Origin of the sequence: Oerskovia sp. NPDC060338 (assembly GCF_042726295.1) — a bacterium.
GTDB lineage: Bacteria > Actinomycetota > Actinomycetes > Actinomycetales > Cellulomonadaceae > Oerskovia > Oerskovia merdavium.
Window position 1 is genome coordinate 166,155 of the sequence record NZ_JBHXCQ010000009.1, and the last position, 26,514, is coordinate 192,668.

The 26,514-nt window shown below is 71.9% G+C and carries 21 protein-coding genes; 10 read left to right on the plus strand and 11 right to left on the minus strand.

Going from position 1 to position 26,514, the window contains the following annotated elements:
* Positions 1-71 precede the first annotated feature (71 nt).
* Together ACFWGN_RS12760 and ACFWGN_RS12765 are read right to left on the minus strand one after the other, a co-directional pair.
* Positions 72-2,012 carry a metallophosphoesterase family protein gene (locus ACFWGN_RS12760; protein ID WP_377617239.1) on the minus strand — a complete coding sequence of 647 codons (1,941 nt, stop codon included), beginning with the start codon at positions 2,010-2,012 and terminating at the stop codon, positions 72-74.
* Positions 2,013-2,080: 68 nt separating this feature from the next.
* A complete protein-coding gene (locus tag ACFWGN_RS12765) occupies positions 2,081-3,592 on the minus strand; it encodes an MFS transporter (RefSeq protein ID WP_318244648.1) in 1,512 nt (503 codons plus the stop codon).
* A 172-nt stretch (positions 3,593-3,764) separates the two neighbouring features.
* On the opposite strand from ACFWGN_RS12765, the gene ACFWGN_RS12770 reads away from it, so the two are divergent.
* Positions 3,765-4,337: a TetR/AcrR family transcriptional regulator gene (locus ACFWGN_RS12770; RefSeq protein WP_377617240.1), complete on the plus strand. Its 573-nt coding sequence runs from the start codon at positions 3,765-3,767 to the stop codon at positions 4,335-4,337.
* Between the two features lie 406 nt (positions 4,338-4,743).
* Here the strand turns inward: ACFWGN_RS12770 and ACFWGN_RS12775 are convergent, their stop codons facing one another.
* The 3 genes from ACFWGN_RS12775 to ACFWGN_RS12785 form a co-directional block, all read right to left on the minus strand.
* Positions 4,744-8,868, minus strand: coding sequence for an NPCBM/NEW2 domain-containing protein (locus ACFWGN_RS12775; RefSeq protein ID WP_377617242.1), 4,125 nt, complete (start codon positions 8,866-8,868; stop codon positions 4,744-4,746).
* 99 nt (positions 8,869-8,967) lie between these two features.
* Positions 8,968-9,600, minus strand: a complete 633-nt coding sequence (locus ACFWGN_RS12780) for an SGNH/GDSL hydrolase family protein (RefSeq protein WP_377617244.1) — start codon at positions 9,598-9,600, stop codon at positions 8,968-8,970.
* Positions 9,597-10,406 (minus strand): FadR/GntR family transcriptional regulator, encoded by an 810-nt coding sequence (locus ACFWGN_RS12785; protein WP_191805455.1) that lies wholly within the window; start codon positions 10,404-10,406, stop codon positions 9,597-9,599. The genes ACFWGN_RS12780 and ACFWGN_RS12785 overlap by 4 nt, the downstream gene beginning before the upstream one ends.
* A 94-nt stretch (positions 10,407-10,500) precedes the next feature.
* Here ACFWGN_RS12785 and ACFWGN_RS12790 point away from each other — a divergent pair, with 94 nt between their 5' ends.
* The 8 genes from ACFWGN_RS12790 to ACFWGN_RS12825 all read left to right on the plus strand — a co-directional run bounded on the left by ACFWGN_RS12790 (position 10,501) and on the right by ACFWGN_RS12825 (position 21,710).
* Entirely contained in the window at positions 10,501-12,126 is a 1,626-nt protein-coding gene (locus tag ACFWGN_RS12790; protein WP_377617246.1) for an ABC transporter substrate-binding protein, read from the plus strand.
* Between the two features lie 75 nt (positions 12,127-12,201).
* Positions 12,202-13,155, plus strand: coding sequence for an ABC transporter permease (locus tag ACFWGN_RS12795; protein WP_377617248.1), 954 nt, complete (start codon positions 12,202-12,204; stop codon positions 13,153-13,155).
* A gap of 1 nt (position 13,156) precedes the next feature.
* Complete coding sequence (locus tag ACFWGN_RS12800) at positions 13,157-15,265, plus strand: dipeptide/oligopeptide/nickel ABC transporter permease/ATP-binding protein (RefSeq protein WP_377617249.1); 2,109 nt, start codon at positions 13,157-13,159, stop codon at positions 15,263-15,265.
* Entirely contained in the window at positions 15,262-16,056 is a 795-nt protein-coding gene (locus ACFWGN_RS12805; RefSeq protein ID WP_377617250.1) for an ATP-binding cassette domain-containing protein, read from the plus strand. Before ACFWGN_RS12800 ends, ACFWGN_RS12805 begins: the two co-directional genes overlap by 4 nt.
* Positions 16,057-16,130: 74 nt before the next feature.
* The gene (locus tag ACFWGN_RS12810; RefSeq protein WP_191805459.1) at positions 16,131-17,060 is read left to right on the plus strand and encodes a dihydrodipicolinate synthase family protein; all 930 of its coding nucleotides are present in this window, start codon (positions 16,131-16,133) and stop codon (positions 17,058-17,060) included.
* Positions 17,057-18,136, plus strand: coding sequence for an ROK family protein (locus tag ACFWGN_RS12815; protein WP_377617252.1), 1,080 nt, complete (start codon positions 17,057-17,059; stop codon positions 18,134-18,136). Before ACFWGN_RS12810 ends, ACFWGN_RS12815 begins: the two co-directional genes overlap by 4 nt.
* The gene (locus ACFWGN_RS12820; RefSeq protein ID WP_377617254.1) at positions 18,133-18,858 is read left to right on the plus strand and encodes an N-acetylmannosamine-6-phosphate 2-epimerase; all 726 of its coding nucleotides are present in this window, start codon (positions 18,133-18,135) and stop codon (positions 18,856-18,858) included. Before ACFWGN_RS12815 ends, ACFWGN_RS12820 begins: the two co-directional genes overlap by 4 nt.
* A gap of 305 nt (positions 18,859-19,163) precedes the next feature.
* Complete coding sequence (locus ACFWGN_RS12825) at positions 19,164-21,710, plus strand: exo-alpha-sialidase (protein ID WP_377617255.1); 2,547 nt, start codon at positions 19,164-19,166, stop codon at positions 21,708-21,710.
* A 133-nt stretch (positions 21,711-21,843) separates the two neighbouring features.
* On the opposite strand, the gene ACFWGN_RS12830 is transcribed toward ACFWGN_RS12825, so the two are convergent.
* The 5 genes from ACFWGN_RS12830 to ACFWGN_RS12850 all read right to left on the minus strand — a co-directional run bounded on the left by ACFWGN_RS12830 (position 21,844) and on the right by ACFWGN_RS12850 (position 25,002).
* Positions 21,844-22,272: a hypothetical protein gene (locus tag ACFWGN_RS12830; protein ID WP_377617257.1), complete on the minus strand. Its 429-nt coding sequence runs from the start codon at positions 22,270-22,272 to the stop codon at positions 21,844-21,846.
* Between the two features lie 39 nt (positions 22,273-22,311).
* Complete coding sequence (locus tag ACFWGN_RS12835) at positions 22,312-22,791, minus strand: VOC family protein (protein WP_191805463.1); 480 nt, start codon at positions 22,789-22,791, stop codon at positions 22,312-22,314.
* A 117-nt stretch (positions 22,792-22,908) separates the two neighbouring features.
* On the minus strand, positions 22,909-23,406 hold the full coding sequence (locus ACFWGN_RS12840; protein WP_191805464.1) for a heme-degrading domain-containing protein: 498 nt from the start codon (positions 23,404-23,406) through the stop codon (positions 22,909-22,911).
* A gap of 27 nt (positions 23,407-23,433) precedes the next feature.
* Positions 23,434-24,411 carry a Ku protein gene (locus ACFWGN_RS12845; RefSeq protein WP_377617259.1) on the minus strand — a complete coding sequence of 326 codons (978 nt, stop codon included), beginning with the start codon at positions 24,409-24,411 and terminating at the stop codon, positions 23,434-23,436.
* 39 nt (positions 24,412-24,450) lie between these two features.
* Complete coding sequence (locus ACFWGN_RS12850; RefSeq protein ID WP_377617261.1) at positions 24,451-25,002, minus strand: MOSC domain-containing protein; 552 nt, start codon at positions 25,000-25,002, stop codon at positions 24,451-24,453.
* Positions 25,003-25,165: 163 nt separating this feature from the next.
* Between ACFWGN_RS12850 and ACFWGN_RS12855 the strand changes: the two genes are divergently transcribed.
* Positions 25,166-25,468 carry a DUF1905 domain-containing protein gene (locus ACFWGN_RS12855; protein WP_377617262.1) on the plus strand — a complete coding sequence of 101 codons (303 nt, stop codon included), beginning with the start codon at positions 25,166-25,168 and terminating at the stop codon, positions 25,466-25,468.
* Here the strand turns inward: ACFWGN_RS12855 and ACFWGN_RS12860 are convergent.
* Positions 25,465-26,271 (minus strand): GTP pyrophosphokinase family protein, encoded by an 807-nt coding sequence (locus tag ACFWGN_RS12860; protein WP_377617264.1) that lies wholly within the window; start codon positions 26,269-26,271, stop codon positions 25,465-25,467. The genes ACFWGN_RS12855 and ACFWGN_RS12860 overlap by 4 nt on opposite strands.
* Positions 26,272-26,514: the final 243 nt, after the last annotated feature.

Here is a 26,514-nt window from a genome sequence, read left to right on the forward strand (position 1 = left end):
CGCGTCCGAGGTCGGGGGCCGGACCAGCACCGGTCGATTCACCCGCTCCGTCGGAGTCGCGCACGAGCCCCTCACTCCTCCTTCGCGGAGTCGTCCGCGATGGTCGCCGCGGGCGCCCCGTCGGTCATTCCCGCATCGTCCGGGACGTCGGCACCCCCGGTGCTGTCGGTGCCCTCGCCGGCACCGGTGCCGTCCGGCTCCTCGGTCCCCTCGGCCCCTTCGTCGAGGACCTCCTCGGGCACCGGGACGGGGAACGTCTCGCGGGCGCTCACCTGCGCGGAACCGTCGGGGAAGACCTGCACGAGCTGCCAGTCGACGAACTCGTGCAGCACGGGGTCGAAGCGCAGGACGGTCATCTCCGCGACCCCCTTGAGCGGCCCGACGGTCGGCTCGCCCGACTCGGCCCCCGCGGTGCTCGCGTTGACGTACCGGATCCCCAGGCCGAACTGCTCGGGCCCGCTGCGACGGTGCGTGTGGCCCGAGACCTGCAGCGGGACGCACCCCGTCTCGAGGGCCTCGTTCCCGGCCCGCGGCGAGTGGACGAGCAGGAGGTCGATCCCGTCCTTCGCGTCGCACGCGGTCTGCGCGAGCCGCTCGGCCTGCTCGGCGGGCGTCTCGGGGCGGGCTGCCTTGGACCCGGAGCCAATCCTCGTCTCGAGCGCGTCGCGGTCGCCGAGGATGCGGACCCCGTCGACCTCGATCACGTCGCCGTCGAGGATCTTGACGCCTCGCTTGCGCTCCTGCGCCGAGGTCTCGACGCTGTCGTGGTTCCCGTCCGCGACGACCATCGTGGCGCCGTCGGGGACCGCGGACGTGAACGAGTTGACGCAGAACTGCTCGACGCTCGTGCCGTTCATGGTCGTGTCGCCGGCGTTGAGCACGATGCTCGCCCCGGAGCGCTCGGCCGCGGTCCGGATCAGCGGGGTCATCCCGATGTTGCAGTGCAGGTCGCTCACCACGAGCATCGAGACGAGCTCGTCCTCGGGGGTCGGGGTGGGCGACTCGGTCGGCCCGCCCGTGGGGGTCGCGCCCCGGCGTGCTCCGGCGTCGCCCGTGCCGTCGGTCGCCTGGTCGCCCTCGCTGCCCGACGGCGCAGCACCGGCAGGGTCTGCGGCCTCGCCGTCGGCGCCCGCCGCCTCGCCCGTGGCCTCGCCGTCGGCGCCCGGCTCGCCGTCCGCGGGCGGCTCGGTCGCCGCGTCCCGTGCGGCCTGCTCCTCGGCCTCCCGCTGGGCGGTCGCCGCCTCCTCGAGCACGTCGCGCTCGTCCCACGCGACGCCCAGCGCGGTGTTCGCGCGCGCGTAGAAGGCCTCGTTGTCCTTGTAGGCGTTCATGAGCATGCCGCCGTAGGTGTCGACGACCCCGGCGAGACGCCCCGTGATCCGGGCTCCCTCGAGCGGGGTGCCCGCGAAGACCGCGGAGGCCGGCCGCGAATCGGTGGCAGCGGGCTCCTCGGCCGACGCGGACAGCGCGCCGAAGACGAGCGTGACCACCACGACGCCCGCGGTGATCTCCCACGTCCTCGGCGCGAGGACGTCACCGAGCTCTCGCCGTCGGGAACCCCCCAGGAGGAAGTAGAGCCCCGTGCCGGCGGCCGCGACCACGAGGACCGCGAGGCCCGTCCGACGCGCGGCGTCGGCCACGAGGCTGCGCGTGACCTGCTCGATCGTGTCCTGCGGACCGCCGAAGAACTGCAGGTATCCCTGGAGGTCCTGCGTGAGGGCCGCGATCGTCGTGGCCTGGTCGAAGGCCGTGAGGTCCGCGGGGATCTCCTCGACCGTGATCCGCGCGCCGAGCCCGGCGGGGAGCGGCGAGTCGATCTCGAGCGTCCCGAGCGGGCCCAGGTCGACCACCACGAGGCTGTCGGTCGACACCTCGTACCGGGCCTCGTGCGGCCCCAGGCTGAGGTTGGCGGTCGCGGTGGTCACGCCGAACACCACGCACGGGACGAGCAGAGCGAGGGCGGACAGCGTGTAGCGGACCCAGCGGGGCGGGGTACGACGGGGACGATTCATCACCTCTCACCCTTGCCGATCGGGCGCCCGGATGCCAGCGGGCACGCTCGCCGGCATCCGGGTGAATCTCACGACCGCGCCGGGCGCAGGGCCACGAGCGCGATGACCGACGCCACGAGCATGAGCCCGAAGCCGATCCAGGACGTGGTGCCGACGCCGCTGCCGAACGCCTCGTGGGCAGAGGCGAGCAGCGCCTGCGCCTGCTCGGCCGGCAGGGTCTGCGCCACCTGCGTGGCACCCCCGAGCGTCTCCGCGGCCGCCGTCGCGTCCGCGGCGGGCACGCCGTCGGGCACGACGACGTTGCGGTGGTACGAGGCCGTGAGGATGCTGCCCAGCACCGCGGTGCCGAGCACCGCCCCGACCTCGTACGCGGTCTCGGAGATGGCCGAGGCCGCGCCCGCCTTGTCCGCAGGGACCGCCGAGACGATCAGGTCGTTCGACACGGTCTCCGCGGCGCCGATCCCGGTCGCGAGGATCACGAACGCGACCACGAGCCCGGTCAAGGTGCTCGTGCCCGCGGTCAGCGCGACCATCGCGTACCCCGCGGCGGCGAAGAGGATCGCGACGGCCACGACGTACGCCGGACGGACCTTGCGCACGACCCGGACCACCAGGAGGCCGGCGACGATCATCGCGGCCAGCCCGGGCAGCAGGGCGTAGCCGGCCCTGACGGGGCTCAGCCCCAGCACGAGCTGCACGTCCTGGGACACGAAGAACAGGAAGCCCACGAGCGAGAACACCGAGAGCAGGTTGATGACGACGGCCCCCGAGAACTCACCCCGGCGGAACAGCCGGACGTCGATCATGGGGTCCGGGCGCCCGAGCTGACGGCGCACGAAGGCCCAGCCCGCGACGAGGCCGAGCACGAGCGCACCGAAGGCCAGAGCGCTGGGACCGGACTTCGCGAGCGTCTTGATGCCGAGCACGATCGGCGCCATGGTCGCCATCGAGAGCGCGATCGAGACCACGTCGACGCGGCCAGGGTTCGAGTCCTTGGACTCGGGCACGAAGACCGGCGCGAGCACGAGGAGCAGCACGAGGACCGGCACGGCCAGCAGGAAGACCGAGCCCCACCAGGCGTGCTCGAGCAGGAAGCCGCCCGCGATGGGTCCGATCGCGTTGCCCGCGGCGAAGCCGGCGGCCCAGATCGCGATCGCGAGCCGACGCTCCTCACGGTCGGTGAAGATGTTGCGCAGCAGCGAGAGCGTGGGCGGCATGATCATGGCGCCGAAGAACCCGAGCCCCGCGCGCGAGGCGATGAGCGCCTCGGCGCTCGGTGCGTAGGCCGCGACCACGGAGAGCAGCGCGAACCCGACCGCGCCGACGAGCAGGAGCCTGCGCCGACCGATCCGGTCCGCGAACGAGCCCATCGAGACCAGCAGCCCCGCGAGCACGAGCGGGTAGACGTCGATCATCCACAGCAGCTGGGTGCCCGTGGGGCGCAGCGCCTCGGAGATCTGCGGCAGGGCGAACGTCAGCACCGTGTTGTCGATCGAGACGAGCAGCACGGGGAGCATGAGCACGGCGAGCGCGACCCACCGGCGGTTGCGGGTCAGGGGCGTGCCACCGGTAGGTGTCACGAGGTCCTGCGGTGCGCCGACGGGGCCGTTCGGGTCCCGGGGCGTCCGGTTGTCCTGGACGAGAGTCACGGGAGCGTCCTTTCACGTACGAGGACGGCTGGGGCGGCGCTGTGGCGCCGGACTACCAACCGTCCAGACGGTATAGTAACCGTCCGGTCGGTACACTTTCAAGATGCCGCCGCCCCCCGCCGCTCGCGCCAAGGTCCTCGAAGCCTTCGCCACCCTGCTCGTGACCCAGGGAGAGCGCGCGACCACGCTCGACGCGGTGGCCGCAGAGGCCGGCGTGTCCAAGGGCGGCCTGCTCTACCACTTCGGGTCCAAGGTCGCGCTGGCCGAGGGGCTCATGGAGCACCTGCGCGACCTCACGGCCGCCGACGTCGAGGCCATGCGCGCAGCCCCCGAGGGCCCCGTGGACTACTTCATCCGCACGTCGGCCGACTCCGACAGCCACTTCGAGCTCGTGTACGTCGCGGTCTCGCGGCTCGCGCAGGGCAGCTACCCGCAGGCGCGCGCCGCGCTCGACGACGCGCACGACGCCTGGGCCGGAGCCGTGCTCGACGTCGTCGGGGACCCTGTGCTGACCCGCGCGATCATGCTCATCGGCGACGGCCTCTACGCCCAGGCGAGCGAGCACTTCGCGAGCGGCGCCTCGCCCGCGAGCGCCGCGACCCCCGAGGGCGGGTCGATCGACGACCTCCTCGCCCTGATCGACCAGATGGTCGCCCTGCGCGCGCCGCGCGGCTGAGGCCGCGCGTCCCGCGTACGCACCGGTCGGGGTGCGCGTCGCCGTCGGGCGGGCGCTTCCTCCTGCTCCGGACATGCGAGAGGCGCCGTTCGCCCCCAGTGGCAACCGGCGCCTCTCCCTCCCGCACACCTCTATGCGGTACCCCCGCCCTGCGAGCAGCGCGGGGGATTCCCTCGTGCCTCGCCCGGGGCTCCCACGGTCCGTAGCGTGGTGCTTCCGGTGCGACGACGGTCAGGGGGCCTCCCGAGGGACGCCCACGAGCCAGTCTCCACTGTCTCGGCCCTGACCGCCAGGGTGACACGAGGCCGGAGGCCGGACGAACCGGCCTCCGAGCCGTGGGGGGTCCCGGGGGACGCCGCCGGTCGGTCCTCGGCCCGACCGGCGGCGTCCCCGTCACCCCCTGGGGTCAGCCGACCCCGTCGTACGCGACGGTCCGGTCGACGCTCACCTTCTTTCCGTCCACCGTCCTGGTCACGGTGACCGTGGCCTCGCCCGCGGGGATCGTCGCTGCCCGAGCGTTGAAGCTCTGACTCGCGCTCTTGCCCGGCAGCACCCCGACGAACGTCTTGGTGCCGTAGGACGTCGTGACGACGACGTTGACCGGGACGTCCTCCTCGTTGACCGTGCGCACCGAGAGCAGCACCGTCGCGCCGCTGCGCTTGGCCGAGGCCTCGGCCGAGAAGGCGATCTCCGGGGCGGGCTCGGCGCACGTGAACCTCGCGTCGCCCCACACGCCGTGCGCCCCGTTGATGGCACCGGGGCTCGTCGGGTCGACGACCAGGTCGACGTACTGGGCGCCCGTGACGTCGACCGAGACCTGCTCGGTCGGGAAGCCCGCCTGGAACGTGGTGCCCTGGTACTTGTTGGCACCGTCGACGTCGACCTTGAAGATCACCGACCCCTTGAAGGGGTCCTCGAGCCCGGCGTCCGCGGTGAACGCCGTGCACTGCCCGCCGAGGTAGTACGTGACCTTCGACGCCGCGTGCACCCCCAGGCCCTTGGCGTAGGTCTTCTTGAGCTCGGGCGTCGTGTTGATGACGAGCGGCTTGTCCGGGGACGAGGCCGAGTCCTTGTTGGCGACGTCCTTGCCGATCACGCCGTAGCCGTTGGTCGCCGACGTCCACGTGAGGTCGGAGGCCCAGACCGTCCCCTGCGGGGCGTCCGGCAGACCGAGCGTGGCGACCTTCATCGCGAACAGCTTGGCGTTGGTCTGCACCGGGAACGTGACGGACCGCAGCTCCTTGGCCGGGTTGAGGATCACGGTGTCGGAGTAGACCTGGTACTTGTACGTCGGGTACTCGTAGCCCGCCGGGTTGTTCTTGTTGTTGCGGCCCTGGCTCGCGACCGCGACGCTCGACCCGTTCAGGCCGCCCTGGAGCAGCCAGTTCGGGAAGAAGAACGACTGCTTGGACGTGGTGCCGTCCGCATAGGTGATGGTCACCTCGGGAGTGACCCCGGCACCGGCGGACGCCGAGCCGAGGAACGCGAGATGCGTCCCCTTGCCCGAGAGCGCGACCGTCTGCCCGTCGAGGGCCATCGAGTTCGCGACCCCCGGTGCTGCCGCGGGCCACGTGTACTCGACGGTGTCCTCGCCGCTCGTCACGGTCAGGGGATCGCCCCACGTGGCCCCGGCCGCCGCGAGCGCGTCCTCCGAGAACGACGCTCCCCCGCCGTCGAAGTTGCCGGCGTCCTTGGTCGCGAGCGACGTGACCGAGACGTGGTTGAACGCCGCCGCGAGGGTGCCGTAGGCGACGTAGAGCTGGTTGGCCCCCGACACCGTGCGCTCGTCGCCCGCCGCGTCGCGGTAGGTCGCACGAGCGCCCACGGTCTGCTGCCCGGCCGCGGAGCCCGCGGCCGGCGAGACCACCACGCGAGCCGTCACGCTCGCCCCCGGTGCGACCGAGGCAGCGGTCGTCCCGGTGCTGCTCACGAGCGTCCAGCCCTGCGGGAGGACGGGTTCGATCACCAGGTCGGTCTTGGCCTTGGTGCCGGTGTTGGTGAAGGTGAGCTCCGCCGTCGTCTCCTGGCCCTGGAAGACCTGGGCCGCGAGGCCCACGGTCACCGAGGCGCGGCCCGCGTCGGAGTCCTTGCCGCCGACCGCGCTGGTCCCGGCCAGGACGACCGTCGCCGAGGCGTCCGAGGCGATCGCGCCGAGCTTGACGCGCACCACCCCACCCGGTGCGGACGCGTCGTAGAACCAGCCCGTCGAGGCGGACTCGAGGGCTGCGGCGTCGCCGACCTGCGTGAGCACCGCTCCCCCGACCGTGACGCCCGAGGGCGCCGAGCCGGTGTGGACGTCGAGCAGGTACGGGCGCGCCGCAGCCTTGCCCGCGTAGTCCCCGACCCGCTCGCCGATCGTGACGGTCACGTCGCCGCCGTCCTGCTCGGGCGCAGAGACCGTGAGCTCCTGCGACGACGTCGCGTCGTCCTTGTAGGCGCGGGTGAGCTTGTCGTCCTCGTAGAGCGTGAAGCTCTCGTCGCCCTGGGGGTAGACGTCGAGCGTGATCGCCGAGTCCTCGGGCACGAGCGACGCGTTGCGCGCCACCATGCCCTGCGGGACGACCGCTCCGGCCCGCACGAACACGGGCAGCGTGTCGAGCGGGGCGCTGTACCCGTTGAGCACGCGACCGCCGTCGAGCACGTCGCCCGTCCAGTAGTCGACCCAGCGCCCCTCGGGCAGGTAGATCCCGTTGCGGATCTCCGAGTCGGAGAACACCGGCGCGACGAGGAAGTCCTCGCCGAGCAGGAACTCGTTGTTCGCCTCGGCCCCGTAGGACATGGGGTCCTGGGGGTACTCGAGCGCGAGCGAGCGCATCATCGGTGTGCCCGACTCGTGGGACCCGGCCGCGAGCGTGTAGATGTACGGCATGAGCTTCTGCCGCAGCTGGAGGTACTTGCGGTTGATCTCGGTGGCCTCGTCGCCGTAGAGCCACGGCCGCTTGTCGACCGAGGCCCAGCCGCTCATCGAGTACAGCGCGGGCGCGAAGGCCTTCCACTGCAGGTCGCGCACGTAGGACTTCGTGGACCCACCGAAGATCCCGTCGACGTCGCCCGTGCTGAACGCGAGCCCGGAGTTCCCGGCCCCCGTGAGCGCCGAGATCTGCCAGCGCACCGCGTCGAGGTTGCCCGAGTGGTCACCCGTCCACTGCATGCCGCAACGCTGCGACCCGGCCCACCCCTCGACCATGAGGGACGTGCCGCGCGCGTCCGAGTAGTCCTCGAAACCCTTGTAGGCGGACTCGCAGCCCGTCAGCGCCAGGCGGTAGCCGTTGCCGACCCACGCGACGTCGAGCTTGCGCATGCGCACGCCCGCCTCGCCGACCTCGTACTCCTGGTTCGTGAGCGAACGCTGGGTCCACAGGCCCGTGACCAGGTCCGAGTCCTCGGCGATCTGGGCGACCGTCTCCGGCAGGTCCTGGTACTCGCAGCCGTAGCCGTCGTTGACGAGCATCCAGCCCGCCGGCATGTCGTTCTCCTTGAACCGCGCGGCCGTGACGGCGGCCTGCGGGGTCTTCTGCTTGATCCCCTCGGGGTCACCGAAGCCCGACGACGAGTACGTCGGGTTCGAGCGGTTGTAGCAGTCGGCGTCCCCGTACTCGAGCGCGTAGACGGGCGGCATAAGGGGGCGGCCCGTGAGCTGGGTGTACCCGTCGAGCGCACCCTTGTAGTCGCCCACGAAGTAGTAGGCGTCGAAGCGCCGCTCCTCGTGGGTCGTCGTGGCCTCGTCCGTGAAGGCGTAGGTCCCTCGGGCGAACGTGTTGCGCAGCGCTCCGTAGCCGTTCGACGTCATGTAGTACGGCACCGCGTTGGGGTAGCCGTCGTCGTCCCAGTCGAAGTTCCGCGCGATGTTGATGGTCGCGCCCGTGTGGATCGAGCGGCCGTTCTGCATGCCGCCGCCGAGGAACTGCTCTGCCGCGGCGGTGCGCAGGTGCTGGGTCGCCGAGGAGGCGCCGAACGTCAGGGGCGCCGACTCGTCCCAGACGACCGAGCCGTCGGCACGCACGAGCGTCATGCGGCCCGTCGCCTTGTCGATCTTCAGGGTGACCTTCGCGGTCGCGAGCGTGATGGTCGCGCCCTCGGTCACGGTCGGGGTGGTGCCGGCGAACTCGTCGAGCCCGACGACGATGTTCGCCGTGCGCGTCGCGTCGCCCTGGGGCGTGTTCGCCGGGTCGGAGAACGTCCCCGAGGGGTCGGCCTCGACGCGCAGCGTCTCGTCGTCGAGGAACGTCACACGGTAGGCGCCGGTGCCCGCCGTGAGAGTGACCTTGTTGCCGACTGCCGTGACCTGGGTGATCGCGCCGAGCGGCTTGCCGGCCGCGTCGACGGGGACCTCAGGGGTCACGGGCTTGGGTGCGGCTGCTGCTGCCGCGAGCGACGTCGATGCCGGCGCGGCGGGGGCCGCGCCGGCAGGGACGGAGACGAGGCCTGTGCCCACGAGCGCCAGTGCGGCGATCGAGGCGGCCAGGACCCGGGATGAAGGCAGTGCGCCGCGACGGGGGGTCGCGGGGCGGCGCTGGACGACCGGTTTCATTGAGCTCCCTTGCCTAATGACTGGTTGTGCGTGTTTTAGCCTTGAACCACGCACTAAGAATCAGTCACCTCGGCGAAGGAGGCAAGAGATACGGAAGTACTAGCGCAGATGTACAACTTTCAACCAGGCCTCGGCGAGGAGGTCGTGGCCTGCGGGCGTGGGGTGGACACCGTCGTACGCCCATGCCTCGGGGCCCAGCCCGCTCGTCGCGACCGCCTGGGCGAAGGGCCCGTCGGTCGCCACGAGCGGCAGCCCGTAGGCGGCCGCAAGCCGGCGCACGACCTGGATCTTCGGGTCGAGGTCCTCGCGCCAGCCCCACTGCTCCGTGCGCACGGGCACCAGGAACGGCTCGACCAGGACGATCGAGGCCTGCGGCGCCCCGGCGAGCGTGCGGTCGAGCAGGTCGCGGTACCCGGTCTCGAAGTCCTCGGCACTGGTCTCGTCGCCCGCGTCGTAGCGGCGCCACGTGTCGTTGATGCCGATCTTGATCGAGACGAGGTCGGGCTCCAGGGCGAGGACGTCCTGGTCCCAGCGGGCCTGGAGGTCGACCACCCGGTGGCCGCCGACACCCCGGTTGAGCACCGTGACGCCGCGACGACCGCACACGCCCGCGACACGGGCCGCATACCCGTGCCCCAGGCCGAACTCCCCCTCGGCGAGGCGTCCCGCGTCGGTGATCGAGTCACCGACGAGCACGACCCGCGAGCCGCGACCGAGCGACGGGCCGCTCACGCGACACCCCCGCGCGCACCCTGGGGCTCGGGCGAACCGGCCGCGGTCGCCGCGGCCACGCGGCTCTCCTCGACGGTCGAGGCCATCTGCGTGAGCGCGTCGCGGAGGGGTGCGTAGTGCGCGACGACGGCGTCGCGGTAGGCCTCGGCGTCCCCCGCCTCGGCCGCACGGAGCATGTCCCCGTGCGCCTTGGCGGTGAGGTCGATCTGGTCGGGGGCCGGCAGTCCGAGCTTGGGAGAGACGACCTGGTGCACGTCCCAGAACGCGGTGCCGAGCTGCGCCACCAGGAAGTTGTCGAGGTGGGCGAGCAGGTGCGAGTGGAACGCGCGGTCCTCCTCGAAGAAGTCCTCGCCGGCCCGCGCCTTGCGCTCCATCTCGGCGACGAGCCGCTCGAGCTCGGGGTTCCGGCTGCCGGCCATCTCCGTGACGATCTGCTCGGCCATCGAGATGTCGAGCGCCTGACGGACCTCGACGACCTCGCGCAGCGCCGAGAAGTCGTCACCGGGGATCAGGACCCCGCGGAAGACGAGGCCCTCGACGAGCGGCTTGAGCGAGAGCTGCCCCACGTACGTGCCGTACCCGTGCCGCACCTCGACGATGTCGAGCGCCGCGAGCGTGCGGATCGCCTCGCGGACGTTCGACCGGCTGACACCGAGCAGCGAGCAGAGCTCGGCCTCGGTGGGCAGCAGGTCACCGGGCCGCAGGTGGGCCCGCAGGATGTACTCCTTGATCTGCTCCGTCGTCGTCGGGGGACGAACCCCCTGTCGAGCGAATCCCCCATGATCCACGGGATCGGTAGCTGTCATGCGCCTTGACCTCCTCAGGAATTGCCTCTACCGTTCAACCCTACCAGCGTCAGACATCAGACGTCCTATATCTGGAGAGTTCATGGCTACCTCGATGGCGAATAGCACGAACGCGACCGACACCTCTCGCCGCAGCTTCCTCAAGCTCGCCGGCGTGATCGGCGCAGGAGCGGTCCTGGCGAGCGCGGTCGCCGCCTGTGGCGGACCCGCGTCCACCTCGGCCGACCCGCAGACCACCCCCGCCGGCAGCGGGACCAAGCCCAACCTCGACGGAACGATCGAGGCGGGCATCTCGTACGCCCTGTCTACGGGCTTCGACCCCATGACGACGTCGGGCGCCGTGACCATGGCCGCCAACTGGCACGTCCTCGAGGGACTCGTCGAGCTCGACCCCGCAGCCCGCACGCCCTACGCCGCGCTCGGCAAGGAGCTGCCCAAGAAGATCGACGAGACCACCTGGGAGGTCACGCTCCGCGACGGGGCCACCTTCCACGACGGCTCCCCCGTCACGACCGACGATGTGGTCTTCAGCTTCAACCGCGTCCTCGACCCGGCGAACGCCTCGCTCTACTCCCAGTTCCTGCCCTTCCTCGCCTCGGTCACGGCCAAGGACGACAAGACGGTCACGTTCACGCTCAACTACCCGTTCGGCCTGTTCGTCGACCGCGTCTCGGTCGTCAAGATCGTCCCGAAGGCCATCGTCGAGGCCGACCCCAAGGCGTACGACTCGCTGCCCGTCGGCACCGGCCCGTACAAGCTCACGAGCGCCACGGTCGACGACAAGATCACGTTCGAGCGCTTCGACGCCTACAACGGTTCGCGCCCGGCCCTCGCCAAGGCCATGACCTGGAACCTGCTCTCGGACGCCGCCGCCCGCGTGACCGCGGTCGAGTCGGGTCGCGTCCAGTCGATCGAGGACGTGCCCTACCTCGACGTCGAGCGCCTCTCCAACGCCGTCACGGTCGAGTCGGTCCAGTCGTTCGGCCTGCTGTTCATGATGTTCGACTGCACCAAGGCGCCGTTCACGGACAAGCGCGTGCGCCAGGCGTTCTTCCACGCGCTCGACATGGACAAGATCATCAGCACGGGCCTGCTGGGCAACGCGACCGCGGCCACGAGCTTCCTGCACAAGGAGCACCCGTCCTACGTCGAGGCCGGCACGGTCTACACGTACGACCCGGCCAAGGCCAAGAAGCTCCTGACCGACGCGGGCGTGAGCGACCTGTCGATCACGCTCCTGACGACCGACACGAGCTGGGTCAAGGACGTCGCCCCGCTCATCAAGGAGGACCTCGACGCGGTCGGGATCTCCACGACGCTCGACATCGGTCAGTCCGGGGGCCAGTACAAGAAGGTCGACGACGGCCAGCTCGAGGTCATGGTCGCCCCCGGCGACCCGTCGGTCTTCGGCAACGACCCCGACCTCCTCCTGCGCTGGTGGTACTCGGGCTCGGTGTGGCCGGTCAAGCGCTACCGCTGGGCCAGCACGCCCGAGTTCGCCGAGGTCACGCGTCTGCTCGACGCGGGCGCCGCAGAGCAGGACGCCACCAAGCAGAAGAAGACCTGGGGCGAGATCTACGACATCCTCTCGGACGAGGTCCCGCTCTACCCGCTGCTGCACCGCAAGCTCCCCACGGCCTGGGAGGACTCCGCGCTCGACGGGTTCAAGCCCATCCCCGTCACGGGTCTGTCCTTCCTGGACGTCTCCCGCACCGCCTGACGTCCCCGTGTTCCGGGTGACGGCGGCGCCCCTCCCTGCGCCGCCGTCACCCACCCCGACCCCGAGGAGTACCGCGTGACCGCGCTCCTACGACTGACCGGACGACGCCTGCTCGCCCTGCCCGTCATGATCCTGGGCATCACCCTGCTCGTCTTCGTCGTCATGCAGTTCGCGCCCAGCGACCAGGCGACCAACGCCCTCGGCGAGTCCGCCACGGACGCCGCCAAGGAGGCCTACCGCGCCACCAACGGGCTCAACGACCCGATGCTCGTGCAGTACGGCAACTTCCTGGCCGGCCTCGTGCGTGGCGACATGGGCATGACCGTGCCGCCCTCCCAGCCCGTGAGCGAGCTCATCTCCAACGCGTTCCCGCTCACGCTCCAGCTGACCTTCATGGGCCTGGCGATCGCCGTCGTGCTCGCCCTGGTGCTCGGTGTGAGCGCCGCGCTCTACTGCGACCGCTGGCCCGACCAGGTCATCCGCGTCCTGTCGATCGCGGGCGTCGCGACGCCGTCGTTCTGGCTCGCGATCCTCCTCATCCAGCAGTTCTCGCTGCGGCTCGACTGGTTCCCCTCGGGCGGCTACACGAACCCCGCGGACGACTTCGGGATGTTCCTCGCCTCGATGTTCCTGCCCGCGCTCTCGCTCGCCATCCCCGTCGCGGCGTCGCTGACACGCGTCGTCCGTACCGCGATGGTCGAGGAGCTCGACCGCGACTACGTGCGCACCGCGATCGGCTCGGGCCTGCCGCGCGGCGTCGTGGTGGGACGCAACGTCCTGCGCAACGCGCTCATCACGCCCATCACGGTCCTCGGCCTGCGCGTCGGCTACCTCATGGGCGGCGCGGTCATCATCGAGGTCATCTTCGACCTGCCCGGGATGGGCAAGCTCATCCTCAACGGGGTCACCGCGAGCGACACCGCCCTGGTGCAGGGAGTGACGCTGACCGTCGCCCTGACCTTCGTGGTCGTCAACATCCTGGTCGACCTCCTCTATCTCGTCGTCAACCCTCGAATCCGGACGGTGTGACATGCGTCGGAAGCTGACAGAACGTCTGTCCCGCCCGGGTCTGCGCCTCGCCGCTCTCCCCCTGGGCTCCAAGATCGCCCTGGCGTTCGTGCTCCTGGTCGCGCTGCTCGCGATCTTCGCGCCGCTCGTGGCGGCCTACGACCCGCTGCAGTCGGGCACCCCGGCCCAGCCGCCCTCGGGCGAGCACTGGTTCGGCACGGACCGCACGGGCCGCGACATCTTCTCGCGCATCGTCTACGGCGCTCGCTACTCGCTCGTGATCGGCCTGGGGGCCACTGCGGTGGCCCTCGTGGCCGGCGCGATCCTCGGCTCGATCGCCGCGACGGCCCACAAGGCCGTGAGCGAGACCCTGATGCGCATCCTCGACATCATCATGGCCTTCCCCGGCATCGCCCTGGCCGTGGTCTTCGTGGCCGTGTGGGGCAAGTCCCTGCCGGTCCTCATCTTCACGATCGCGTTCCTCTACACCCCGCAGATCGCCCGCATCGTCCGGGCCAACGTCCTGAGCCAGTTCGGCGAGGACTACGTGTCGGCCGAGAAGGTCATCGGCGCACGCACCTCGCTGATCCTGATGAAGCACGTGGCCCGCAACTGCATCGCCCCGATCATGGTCTTCGCGACCGTGCTGGTCGCCGACGCCATCGTGTTCGAGGCGAGCCTGTCGTTCATCGGCGCGGGCGTGCAGGACCCCGAGCCGTCGTGGGGCAACGTGATCGCCTACGGCCGCAACCTGCTGCTCAACGGCGGCTGGTGGGCGACGTTCTTCCCGGGCATGGCGATCCTCCTGACGGTCCTCTCGCTCAACGTCCTGTCCGAGGGCCTGACGGACGCGATGGTCCGCCCCGCGGCCCGCAAGCCGGCCGAGGCCCGCGCGGCCGCCGCGTCGGCGGAGGACGCCGCGCACGCCACGGACCCGCTCACGGAGCCCGACGCCGACGCTCCCCTCGAGTACTCGGGCGCGGCCGACCTGCGCGAGCCTCGCGTGCTCGACGAGCTCGTCGCGGACACCTCGGTCGTCCCCGACCCGGAGATCGCGGTCGCCGCGGCCGCCGCGCAGCGCGAGGCACTCGCGGTCCAGCTCGAGCGCCTGCGCGTCGCCGAGCAGGACCGCACCGACCGCCTGGTCTACACGGGCGACGCCGCTCCCCTGCTCGAGGTCAAGAACCTCTCGATCCGCTTCCCGGAGCGGCACGGCGACGTGGCGGTCGTGGACGACATCAGCTTCTCGGTGCGCCCCGGCGAGACCATGGCGCTCGTGGGCGAGTCCGGCTGCGGCAAGTCGCTCACGAGCCTCGCGGTCATGGGCCTGCTGCCCTCGTCCGCGCAGGTCACGGGAGAGATCCTGCTCGACGGCGTGGACCTGCTCACGGCGACCCCGGCCCGCCGCAACGCGCTGCGCGGCCACGAGATGGCGATGGTCTACCAGGACGCGCTCAGCTCGCTCAACCCGTCGATGCTCATCCGCACGCAGATGGCCCAGCTCGTCAAGCGCGGCGGGACGCGCACCGCGGTCGAGCTCCTCGAGCTCGTGGGCCTCGACGCCCAGCGCACGCTCAAGAGCTACCCGCACGAGCTCTCGGGCGGCCAGCGTCAGCGCGTGCTCATCGCGATGGCCCTGACCCGCGACCCTCGCCTGGTCGTGGCCGACGAGCCGACCACGGCCCTCGACGTCACGGTCCAGAAGCAGGTCGTGGACCTGCTCAACGAGCTGCGTGACGAGCTCGGGTTCGCGATGGTCTTCGTGAGCCACGACCTGGCGCTCGTCGCCTCGCTCGCGCACCGCGTGACGGTCATGTACGCGGGCCAGGTGGTCGAGTCGGCCCCCGTGCCGAGCCTGCTCATGCACCCGCAGCACGAGTACACGCGAGGTCTGCTCGGGGCGGTCCTGTCGATCGAGTCGGGCGCGGAGCGCCTGCACCAGATCCCCGGCACGGTCCCCTCCCCGCGCGACTTCGCGACGGGCGACCGCTTCGCGCCCCGGTCCTCGCGACCGCAGGACGCGTTCGTGCCCCGCCCCCCGCTGCGCACGCTGCCGGGGACCGACCACCGCTATGCGAGCCACACGGAGTCGACCGACAGCGGTCTCCTCGTCCAGGAAGGTGCCCGATGAGCGACGACACGCCCGTGCTCGAGCTGAAGGACGTGCATGTGGTGCACAAGGCCCGCACCGGCAGGCTCTTCCGTCCGGACCGCGTCCACGCGGTCGCGGGGGTGGACATGGCCGTGCGGCGCGGCGAGACCATCGGGATCGTGGGTGAGTCGGGCTGCGGCAAGTCGACGCTCGCGAAGGTCATGGTGGGCCTCCAGGCGCCCACGAGCGGCGACGTGGTCTTCAACGGCCGGAGCGTCCTCAAGCGCAACGCCAGGACCCGCAAGGAGTTCGGGCGCGCGATCTCGATCGTGTTCCAGGACCCGTCGACGGCCCTCAACGGCCGCATGCTGGTCCGCGACATCCTGCGCGACCCGCTCGACGTGCACGGGATCGGGTCGCCGCGCGACCGCGAGAAGCGCGTGTCGGAGCTGCTCGACCTCGTGGGTCTGCCCCAGTCCGCGCTCGACGTGCTGCCGAGCCAGGTCTCGGGCGGCCAGCGCCAGCGCGTGGCGATCGCCCGCGCCCTGGCGCTCGAGCCCGACGTGATCGTCGCGGACGAGCCCACCTCGGCGCTCGACGTCTCGGTGCGCGCACAGGTGCTCAACCTGCTGACCGACCTCAAGGCGCGCCTGAACCTCGGGCTCGTGTTCATCTCGCACGACATCCAGACCGTCAGGTACGTCTCGGACCGCATCGCGGTCATGTACTTCGGCAAGGTCGTCGAGGAGGGCACGGCGGAGGAGGTCTTCGACCGCCCGACGAACGACTACACCCGGACCCTGCTCGGCGCTGCGCCGACCCTGCTCTGACGGTCCCCCCCACATCCACCCGGTGCCGGGCGGTCGTCCCGCCCGGCACCACCGCACCATCCTTGGAGTCTGCTGTGCCCACCTCGACCACGCCCACCTTCGCCGGCGTCATCCCTCCGGTCGTCACGCCCCTCACGGCGGACGGCGAGCTCGACCGCGCGTCCTTCGAGCGCGTCATCACCAGCCAGCTCGACGCGGGCGTGCACGGCCTGTTCGTGCTCGGCTCGTCGGGTGAGGTCGCCTACCTCGACGACGCGCGCCGCACCCAGGTCATGGAGGCCGCCGTCGAGATCACGGCCGGCCGCGTCCCCGTCATGGCGGGCGTGATCGACCTGACGACGCACCGCGTCGCGGACCAGGTCCGTCGCGCGGTCGACGCGGGCGTCGACGCGGTCGTCGCGACCGCCCCCCTGTACATCCGCACGAACGACGAAGAGATCGAGCGTCACTTCCGCGGCGTGGCCGCGGCGAGCGACCTGCCGTTGTTCGCGTACGACGTCCCGGTGTGCGTGCACTCGAAGCTCGACCTGGGCATGCTGGTGCGCCTGGGCACCGAGGGCGTCATCGCAGGCGTCAAGGACTCGAGCGGCGACGACGTCGGCTTCCGTCGCCTGGTGGCGGCCAACCGTGCGGCGGGCAGCCCCCTGCGCCTGTTCACGGGCCACGAGGTCGTGGTCGACGGCATGCTCCTGCTCGGCGCCGACGGCGTGGTCCCCGGCCTCGGCAACGTCGACCCGGCCGGCTACGTGCGCCTGTGGGACGCGGCGCAGGCCGGCGACTGGGCCGCGGCGCGCGACGAGCAGGACCGCCTCGCGGCCCTCTTCGAGATCGTCTTCCAGCCCCGCGGGTACAGCGGCGGCGCGAGCGGCCTGGGCGCGTTCAAGACCTCGCTCCAGCTCCTCGGCCTGATCGAGTCCAACGTCATGACGACCCCCGCCCCCGCCCTGGAGGGCGAGGTCGTGGACCAGATCAAGGTGATCCTCGCGGAGGCCGGGCTGCTGTGACGCGCTCCCCGATCAGCCACCGCACCGCCGTCGGGATCGACCTGGGCGGTACCAAGATCGCCGCCGGGCTCGTGCGCGACGACGGCACGGTCCTCGCCCGGGCCGGGGTCCCCACCCCGGCCCGGGAGGGGGCGGCCGCGATCCTCGACGCGGTCGCGCGCCTGGTCGGGCTCGTTCTGCCCGACGGCGTCGACGCACCCGGGTCGCCCGACGTCCTGGTCGGGGTCGGCATCGGCTCGGCCGGGGTGATCGACTCGGGCCGCGGGACCGTGGTCTCCGCGACCGACGCCCTCACGGGCTGGGCCGGGACCGACCTCACGGGCGGGATCTCGGCTCGGCTCGCGGCCACGGGCAGTCCCGCCGCGCGCCTGCCCGTGCTCGCGGACAACGACGTGCACGCCCACGCGCTGGGCGAGCACTGGCTCGGCGCGTGCGCGGGGACGCGCACCGCGCTGGTGGTCGCCGCCGGTACCGGGGTCGGCGCGACGCTCCTGCTCGACGGCTCGCCCCAGCACGGCGCCCGGCACGTCGCGGGCCACCTCGGGCACCTTCCCGTGGCCGAGGCCGCGGGGCTCCCGTGCACGTGCTCGCGCACGGGCCACCTCGAGGCCGTCGGGTCCGGCCCGGCGCTGCACGCGCTCTACCTGCGCCTGGGCGGCGACCCGGCGCACACGACGGCCCGCGCGGTGTGCGAGGTCGCCGGCGACGACACGGTCGCGCGGCACGCGGTCGTCGTCGCGGCGACAGCCCTGGGCCGCACGGTCGGTGGCGTCGCGAACATGCTCGACCCGGAGGTCGTCGTGGTCAGCGGCGGGCTCGCCGGGGCCGGGGCGCTCTGGTGGGACACCATGAACGCCGCGCTCGCCACCGAGCTCATGCCGCCGCTCGCGGGCCTGCCCGTGGTCCCGGCCGTGCTCGGCGGGGACGCCGCGGTCCTCGGTGCCGCCCGGCTCGCGCTCGCCGCGCACAGCGACACCCGTGGTGCCGCTACGTCCCTCCCGCAGGACCTCGAGGTCGGCCTCGACCTCGTCACCGCTCTCCCGTCCGCCCCCTCGGCTCCCCGGAGGAACCCGTGACCGACAGCCCGCCGACGCCGCCCAGCGCCCCCGCGCAGGACCCCCTGATCGCTCTGCGTGGTGGTCTGGTCGTCTCGTGCCAGGCCTACCCCGGCGAGGCCATGCGCGACCCGCGCACCATGACCCAGGTCGCGCTCGCCGCGGTCGAGGGCGGTGCGGCGGGCATCCGCGTCCAGGGCGTCGCGGACATCGAGCACGTCACGCGGGCGTTCGCGGAGCGCAAGATCACCGTGCCCGTCACGGGGCTGTGGAAGGACGGGTCCGACGGCGTCTTCATCACCCCGACGCTGCGCCACGCGGTCGCGGTCGCCGAGGCCGGTGCGACGATCGTCGCGATCGACGGGACCCGCCGCCCGCGGCCCGACCGCCTGAGCCTCGCGGGCACGGTCGCCGGGCTGCGCGAGCACACGTCCGCGCTCGTCATGGCCGACTGCGGCAGCCTCGACGACGCGCTCGCCGCCTTCGACGCCGGGGTCGACGTGGTCGGCACCACGCTGTCGGGGTACACGGGCGAACGTCCCCGCACCGACGGTCCGGACCTCGAGCTGCTCGCCGAGCTCGTCGAGCGCCTCGACCTGCCCGTCATCGCCGAAGGACGCGTCCACTCGCCCGCCCAGGCGCGCGCCGCGCTCGACGCGGGGGCCTGGGCCGTCGTGGTCGGGACCGCGATCACGCACCCCACGAGCATCACGGGGTGGTTCGTCGACGCGCTGACGCACTGACGGCCCACCCCACCCACCCGAGCCCCACCCGTCCGGGGTCGTCCGCACCGACGCCGACACCCCGGACACCGTGACCAGCACCACGGGTCGCGACGACCACGGCGGTCCCGCACCCCTCCGCCCGACGCACGCTCCGCCGTCGGGCACCTCGCACCAGGAGCACCCACAGACCGGACCCCCGCACCCGACTCGGTGCCGAGGCGGAGGTCCGCGCCGTGCACACCCCGCGCCCCGGGGCGGGCACAGCACCCGCAGGACCGCACCGTGCACCAAGAGCTCTGACCCGACGAAGCCAGGAGTATCTGATGCCACTGCACCCATCCACCCCAGCGACCCCACCCGACCCGCGGTCACCGGCGTGCGCACGCCGCCGCGGGTCGCGCGCGGCCCTCGCGGCCGGGCTGTCCCTGCTCCTCGTGGCCCCCGCCGCGAGCGCCCAGGCGTTCGACCCCTTCCCGCCCGCCGCGACCGACGGGCCCGGGACGTTCTCCGAGCAGACCCTCGCGGTCGGCGGCACGGGCGGCTACGCGAACTACCGCATCCCCGCGCTGACCACGACGAACGACGGCACGATCCTCGCCTCGTACGACGGGCGCCCGTTCAACGCGGGCGACGCCCCGCAGCCCAACTCGATCCTGCAGCGCGTGAGCCGTGACGGCGGCGCCACCTGGGAGGCCACGACCGTCGTGGCCGCGGGGTACGGGACGAACTCGTCCCCCGACAAGTACGGGTTCTCGGACCCCAGCTACGTCGTGGACCGCGAGACCGGCACGATCTTCAACTTCCACGTGAAGTCGTTCGACCAGGGCTTCGGCGGGTCGGCCACGGGCATCGACCCGACCAACCGCCAGATCCTGCACGCCGCGGTCAGCGTCTCCGAGGACGGGGGCGAGACGTGGGAGGGCCGCGTCATCACCGAGGGCGCCAAGGACCCGTCGTGGGCCGGCATCTTCGCGGCCTCGGGCGAGGGCATCCAGCTGCGCTACGGCGAGCACGCCGGACGCCTGGTCCAGCAGTTCACGGCCCGCACGGGCGGGACCTACAAGGCCTACAGCGTCTACTCCGACGACCACGGCGCCACGTGGGCGCACGGCGAGGCGTTCGGCACGGGCATGGACGAGAACAAGTCGGTCGAGCTCTCCGACGGTCGCGTCATGATGAACTCGCGCGACTCCGCGGGCAGCAAGTACCGCAAGATCGCGTTCTCGAGCGACGGCGGGCACACCTACGGCCCCGTGACCCTGGACCGCCAGCTCCCCGACCCGACCAACAACGGGTCGATCTCGCGCCTGTACCCCGACGCCCCCGAGGGCTCGGCCGAGGCGAAGATGCTGCTGTTCAGCAACTCCAACAGCACCACGGGCCGCGAGAACGTGACCGTGCGCCTCTCGTGCGACGACGGCGCGACCTGGCCCGGCTTCCGGGTCGTCAACCCCGGCTCGGGCGCCTACTCGACGCTCTCGCCCCTCGGCGACGGGCGGTTCGGTCTCCTGTACGAGACGCAGGGCATGAACGCCATCTCGTTCGCGAGCTTCGACCAGGAGTGGCTCAACGCCACGTGCGCCTCGACCGTCGTGCCGGACACGACCGTCGCGACGGGCGCCACGGTGCAGGTCCCCGTCGAGGTCACCAACCAGAACCAGGCGCCGCTCGGCGCCTCGCGCCTGACGATCGACGCCCCCGTGGGCTGGAGCGCGACCACGGTCGACGTCCCGGCGCTCGCGGTCGGCGAGACGGTCACGGTCCAGGTCGCGCTCACGGCGTCCGCGACCGCTGCGGCGACCACGGCCGCCAACCCCGTCCGCGTCCAGAGCGTCCTGACCGCGGCCGACGGCACGCAGGCCCGCGCGTACGGCTACGTGAGCGTGACCGGCGGCCCCTCGGGGGGAGCCGTGACCTCGCTCGCGGTGTTCGGGAAGTACACGACCGACCGTGACGTGGCGGCCCAGCCGTACACGGTCGGCGAGCGCGTCCCCTACTCGTTCCGCGTCTACAACACCGGGACCACGGCCTACCGCTCGACCGCGACGGGCAACCTGACGAACCTGTCACCGGGCTGCAACTGGAGCAGCCTGCCCGCGGGCGGAACCTACCTGTGCGCGCTCGCGTACCGCGTCGTGACGGCCGGCGACCTCGCGGACGGCTTCTTCGTCCCCGAGACCCGCTGGTACATGAACGCCGACCAGGCGTCCTCGGTCGCGCTCACGGGCGAGCCCGTCGACCTGGTCGACCGTCGCCCCTCGCTCGCCGTCACGGCGGGCGAGCCCACGGTCGAGGACACCGACGGGAACGGCTCGGTGAACGCGGGCGACGTCGTGGTCAACCAGGTCACGGTGCGCAACACCGGCAACGTGCGGCTGACGGGGGTCGGGTCGGCGGGCCTGTGCACCCTGCCCGAGCTCGCGGCGGGCGCCGAGGCGTCGTGCGGCACGGTGCGCCGCACGCTCACCGCGGCCGACGTCGCGGCGGGCTCGCTCGCGGGCCGGACCGTCACGGTGGACGCCGCGAACGGCGGCCTCGCCGTGACCGGACGGGTCGACGTGGCCCCCTACGAGGTGCCCACGACCCCCGTCTCGCCGGTGGCGATCGACGTCACCGCGAGCGCCCAGTGCGTGGCGGGCAAGGTCCAGCTCACGGGCCGTGCCGTCAACGCCGGGGACGAGGCGGTCGACGTCACGATCCGTACGAGCGCCGGCTCCAAGTCGTTCGCGGGGGTGGAGGCCGGGCGCAGCGCGTCGCAGCGGTTCGCGACACGCTCTGCCTCGGTGGCCACCGGGCAGGTCTCGTTCGACGTCACGGCCGGGGGCGCGACGTCCACGCTCGTCGCCTCGTACGACGCGACGACGTGCTGATCGGCGGCTGACCCGCGACCGATCCACCTCGGGGTGCGGCGCCCTGCCTGGCACCGCACCCGCACCACAGACCTCGGCCCTCGTCCCCATGCCGGTGGGGACGAGGGCCGAGCCCGTTCACCGGGCGACTCCGCTAGGAGAGGACCACGACGACGGACGTCGCCCGCAGGAGGTCGTCGAGGTAGACCCGGACGCGTGGCGAGTCGTCCTCCTCCGCCGCGACGACGACCCGCAGCGAATCGTCCGTGGCCTCGAGGACGATCCTTCCGCGTCCGCCCTCGAACCGGCCGTCGAACACCAGGCTCAGGTCGGCGACCAGCTGCCGCGGCGCCTTCGCATCGAAGACGACGACCGTCACCGGGCCGTCGACGGCGCTCTGGACGACGACGTAGAGCGAGTCACCGTCGTGGTGAACGGGCCCAGCCGTGGGGTCGAACGTCTCGTGGACGGCCCTGCTCCCGTCCTCGGCGACCACCAGGAGTCCCTGCTCGAAGAACGCGTCGAACGACGCAAGGAACCTCTTCTTCCCGAGGAACGTCCTCGGGAGGTCGGTCGATCGCACAGCAGCACTCCGCTCCTCCGGGCCTCGCGCAGGGCTGCCTCAGGCTCCCGGAACATCCTCCCCCGCGAACGCGGCCCGCAGCGCAGGCATCTCGAGCTTGATCATCTGCATCATGACGCCCATCATCCGCGCCACGGCCTCCTGGTCGTCGGACTGCGCGAGCTCCTCGAACTCGACGGGCACGACCTGCCACGACAACCCGTAGCGGTCCTTGAGCCAGCCGCACTGCGACTCGGTGCCGCCGCCCGAGAGCAGGGCGTCCCAGTAGTGGTCGACCTCCGCCTCGTCCTCGCAGCGCACGATGAACGACACGGCCTCGCTGAACGGGAACAGGTGGTCGGGGCCGCCGTTGATGAGGTTGAAGGGCTGGCCCTGCAACGTGAAGTCGATGGTGACCAGGGTGCCGTCGGGCATCTTCAGAGAGTCGCCGACGGTGCTGTCGGGGAACACCGAGGTGTAGAAGGCCACGGCCTCCTCGAGTCCTCCGTTGAACCACAGGCTCGGGACGATCGGTCTCATCGCTCTCCTCCTCCCGCGCGGCGCGCGGTGCGTCGCACTCTTCAGGTCCGACCGGCCGGGACCGGCGAACTCATCGGTCGGCGCACCCCGGTCAGGCGCGGCGGCGCGTCGGGCACGTCAGGCGGCGGTCCGCAGGAACGTCCCCAGCGCCTCGACCACGAGCAGGTGGTCGTCGCGCTGGGCCAGGCCGGACACGGTCACGACGCCGATCACCCCGACCCCCTCGACCCGCAGCGGGAACGCCCCGCCGTGGGCCGCGTACTCCTGGAGCGGCAGCTCGTGCTGCGCCGTGAACGTCGTGCCCCTGGCCTTGGCGCGCAGGCCCATGAGGTACGACGACGCACCGAACCGCTCGACCACGCGCACCTTGCGCTGGACCCAGGTGTCGTTGTCGGGCGTGGTGCCCTCGGTCGCGGCGTGGAAGACCTGCTGCGGTCCGCGGCGCACGTCGATCGTGATCGGCAGCGTCCGCTCCGCGGCGAGCTCGACGAGCAGGCAGCCGAGCCGCCACGCGTCGTCGTGCGTGAAGCGCGCGAGGACGAGGTCGCGCTCGTGCTGCTCGGCCTCGGCGACGAGGCGGGACAGGTCGGGGTTCTCGGGCTGGTCGTGGGTCATGGCGTCAGCCTGGCACGCCGCGGCACGTCACGCCGAGGCCTTCTTGCGCGTCGTCTTCTTCTTCGCGGGCTCCTTCGTCGAGGCGGGAGCCGTGCTCGAGGCGGCCTGGTCGTCCGAGGCGCGTGACGCCGTCGGGCGCTCGCTCTTCTTCCTCGTGGTGCCCGACGGCGCAGCCTCCTTCGCGGGCTTCTCGCCCTTCGCGTCGCCCGACCTCTTGCCGCGCGAGCTCTCGACGCTGCGGCGGAGCGCCTCCATGAGGTCGATGACCTCGGCGCCCTCGCCGCCCTTCTCCTCCTGCTCGCCGAAGGTCTCTTCGGTGCTGAACGTGTCGCCTGCCGCGATCTTGGCCTCGATGAGCTGACGGAGCTGGGCCTGGTAGTCGTCCTGGTACTCCTCGGGCGTGAAGTCGGCCGCGAAGGACTCGACGAGCTGCGACGACATCGCGAGCTCCTTCGCGCTGACCTTCGCCGGCTCGTCGAGCGTCGGGAACGCGGCCTCGCGCACCTCGTCGGCCCACAGCAGCGTCTGCAGCACGAGCACGTCGTCGCGCACGCGCAGCGCCGCGAGCCGCGTGCGCTGGCGCAGCGCGAACTTCACGATCGCGGTGCGGTCGGTCTCCTCGAGCGTGCGGCGCAGCAGCACGTAGGCCTTGTTCGAGGAGGAGTCGGGCTCGAGGTAGTAGCTGCGGTCCAGGAGCATGGGGTCGATCTGGTCGGTGGGCACGAACTCCACGACCTCGACCTCACGGCTGCGCTCGGCGGGCAGCGACCCCAGGTCCTCGGCCGTGAGCACGACCGTGCGCTCGCCGTCGTCGTACGCCTTGTCGATGTGCTCGTACGCCACGACCTCGCCGCAGACCTCGCACCGGCGCTGGTAACGGATCCGGCCGCCGTCCTTGTCGTGCACCTGGTGCAGCGGCACGTCGTGGTCCTCGGTGGCCGAGTAGACCTTGATCGGCACGTTGACGAGACCGAACGTGATGGCACCCTTCCAGATGGCCCTCATGCCTCCATGGTGCTCCCGGGGCCGGGGCCTGGCGAGTCGTCAGACCATCTGGAGCCGGTGGTGCGGTCCGGCGGGGAGCTCGACCTCGACACGGTCGCCGGCGGCGACCGACCCGCCCCGCTCGACCACGGTCATGATCCCCGCCTTGCGGATCACGTCGCCCTGGCCGTCCGGCAGGACGAGCCGCTTGAGCAGGCCCGGACGGAAGTCGTTGATCTGCTGGCACGGGTTGCGCAGCCCCGTGACCTCGAGGACGACCGTCTCGCCGAGGTGCAGGAGGGTGCCGCGCGGCAGGCCCAGCAGGTCGACCCCGCGCGTCGTCACGTTCTCGCCCAGATCCGCGGGGCCGACGTCGAAGCCCGCCTCGGCCAGCTCGTCGAACAGCTCGGCGTGCATGAGGTGGACCTGGCGCAGGTTGGGCTGGGTCGGGTCGGCCCGCACGCGGCTGCGGTGCTTCACGGTGTCCCCGGCGTGCGCGTCGCCGACGACGCCCAGCCCTTCGACGACCTGGACGCTGGAGCGCAGGTCCTTGCTGAAGCCGTGGGCAGGGCTCGGGGCCACGGCCACGACGTGGGGCACGGGATCGGTCACGGAGCCATCATGGCGCGCTCGCGTGCGCGGTGGCGAGGCGGTCCGGCGCTCGGGCGGGCCGGCAGGGCGTCGGGTGCGGTCGCCGCGTGCGGGGCGCCGCCCAGCGCGGGGCGCCGCCCAGCGCGGAGCGCCGCCTGTGGGCGGCGCCCGGCATCATGGGCGCATGGCCGGCACCAGGTACGAGTTCGAGGCGGAGCTGTGGCGATGGACCGCGCGCAGCGACACGTGGGTCTTCGCGGCCCTGCCCACCGACGTCAGCGACGAGATCGCCGACTCCCCGCTGCCCCCGGCCGGGTTCGGGTCGGTCAAGGTCGAGGTCACGCTCGGCGGCTCGCGCTGGTCCACGTCGGTCTTCCCCGACGCCGAGCGCAGGACGTTCGTGCTGCCCGTCAAGGCCGCGGTGCGTCGGCGTGAGGGGGTCGACGTCGGCGACACCGTGCGGATCGCGGTCGAGACGCTGCTCTAGCCCGCGGCAGGGGCGTCGCCCGGTTCCACGGCGGCCGGCACCCCGGATGCTCCCGCGGCACCCATCGCCCCCGGCTTGCCCCGCAGGTACGAGTCGAGCAGCTCCCACGAGGGAGCGAACGGGCTCGCGCTCTTTCCCTCGGGGTGCTCGGTCGCGGTGTCGCGCGAGTGCTGGAGCACCTCGTCGTGCAGGCGCTCCATCTTCTCGTCGAGCTCCGAGGCCGCGAGCGAGGCCTCCTTGAGCTCGTCGAGGAGGCGCTGCGGGACGGCCTTGTCGTACTTGTAGTAGATCTTGTGCTCGAGGCTGGCCCAGAAGTCCATGGCGATGGTCCGGATCTGGATCTCGACGACCACGGGCTGCACCCGGTCGGACAGGAACACGGGCACCTCGACGATGAGGTGCAGGCTCTTGTACCCGTTGCCCTTGGGGTGGGAGATGTAGTCGCGCTCCTCGAGCACCACGAGGTCCTGCTGCGCCGCGATCATGTCGCGCACCTTGTAGATGTCGGACACGAAGCTGCACGTGACGCGCACGCCCGCGATGTCGAAGATCTCCGCACGCAGCGCGTCGATCGTCAGGTCGACGCCCTTGCGCCGCGCCTTGGCGAGCAGCGACTCGGGCGACTTGAGCCGCGAGGACACGTGCTCGATCGGGTTGTACTCGTGGGCGTACGCGAACTCGTCGCGCAGGATGGTGATCTTGGTCATCACCTCGTCCATGCCGAACCGGTACGTCATCATCAGCCGCGTGAAGTGCTCCCGCAGGGCCCGTAGCTCTGCCCCGACCTGGGGTTCACCGCTCATGAGTTCCTCGCTGCTCGTGCTGACACCGACCATCTACCGTCGCACACCGCGCACCCCCGGAGGGACCGCGTCCGCCCTCGCCCCCGGGGCGTCTCACGTCCTGGCGGGGCGCACGACCCGTGCCGCTGCCCGTCCGCAGGCCCAACGGCCCCGTTCTCCGGGACCTAGGTCCTGACCCGCCGGAACACTGTTGACGCTGTGTCAATAGCGGTTCTAGCGTCGGAGTCATCAGCTCGGGAAGGA

Bases quoted from the DNA above. Each gene is read 5' to 3' on its own strand.
- ACFWGN_RS12760 (WP_377617239.1), bottom strand. From the start codon at position 2,012: ATGAATCGTCCCCGTCGTACCCCGCCCCGCTGGGTCCGCTACACGCTG.
- ACFWGN_RS12790 (WP_377617246.1), top strand. From the start codon at position 10,501: ATGGCGAATAGCACGAACGCGACCGACACCTCTCGCCGCAGCTTCCTC.
- ACFWGN_RS12840 (WP_191805464.1), bottom strand. From the start codon at position 23,406: ATGACCCACGACCAGCCCGAGAACCCCGACCTGTCCCGCCTCGTCGCC.
- ACFWGN_RS12785 (WP_191805455.1), bottom strand. From the start codon at position 10,406: ATGACAGCTACCGATCCCGTGGATCATGGGGGATTCGCTCGACAGGGG.
- ACFWGN_RS12835 (WP_191805463.1), bottom strand. From the start codon at position 22,791: ATGAGACCGATCGTCCCGAGCCTGTGGTTCAACGGAGGACTCGAGGAG.
- ACFWGN_RS12800 (WP_377617249.1), top strand. From the start codon at position 13,157: ATGCGTCGGAAGCTGACAGAACGTCTGTCCCGCCCGGGTCTGCGCCTC.
- ACFWGN_RS12855 (WP_377617262.1), top strand. From the start codon at position 25,166: ATGGCCGGCACCAGGTACGAGTTCGAGGCGGAGCTGTGGCGATGGACC.
- ACFWGN_RS12770 (WP_377617240.1), top strand. From the start codon at position 3,765: ATGCCGCCGCCCCCCGCCGCTCGCGCCAAGGTCCTCGAAGCCTTCGCC.
- ACFWGN_RS12825 (WP_377617255.1), top strand. From the start codon at position 19,164: ATGCCACTGCACCCATCCACCCCAGCGACCCCACCCGACCCGCGGTCA.
- ACFWGN_RS12775 (WP_377617242.1), bottom strand. From the start codon at position 8,868: ATGAAACCGGTCGTCCAGCGCCGCCCCGCGACCCCCCGTCGCGGCGCA.
- ACFWGN_RS12845 (WP_377617259.1), bottom strand. From the start codon at position 24,411: ATGAGGGCCATCTGGAAGGGTGCCATCACGTTCGGTCTCGTCAACGTG.
- ACFWGN_RS12860 (WP_377617264.1), bottom strand. From the start codon at position 26,271: ATGAGCGGTGAACCCCAGGTCGGGGCAGAGCTACGGGCCCTGCGGGAG.
- ACFWGN_RS12805 (WP_377617250.1), top strand. From the start codon at position 15,262: ATGAGCGACGACACGCCCGTGCTCGAGCTGAAGGACGTGCATGTGGTG.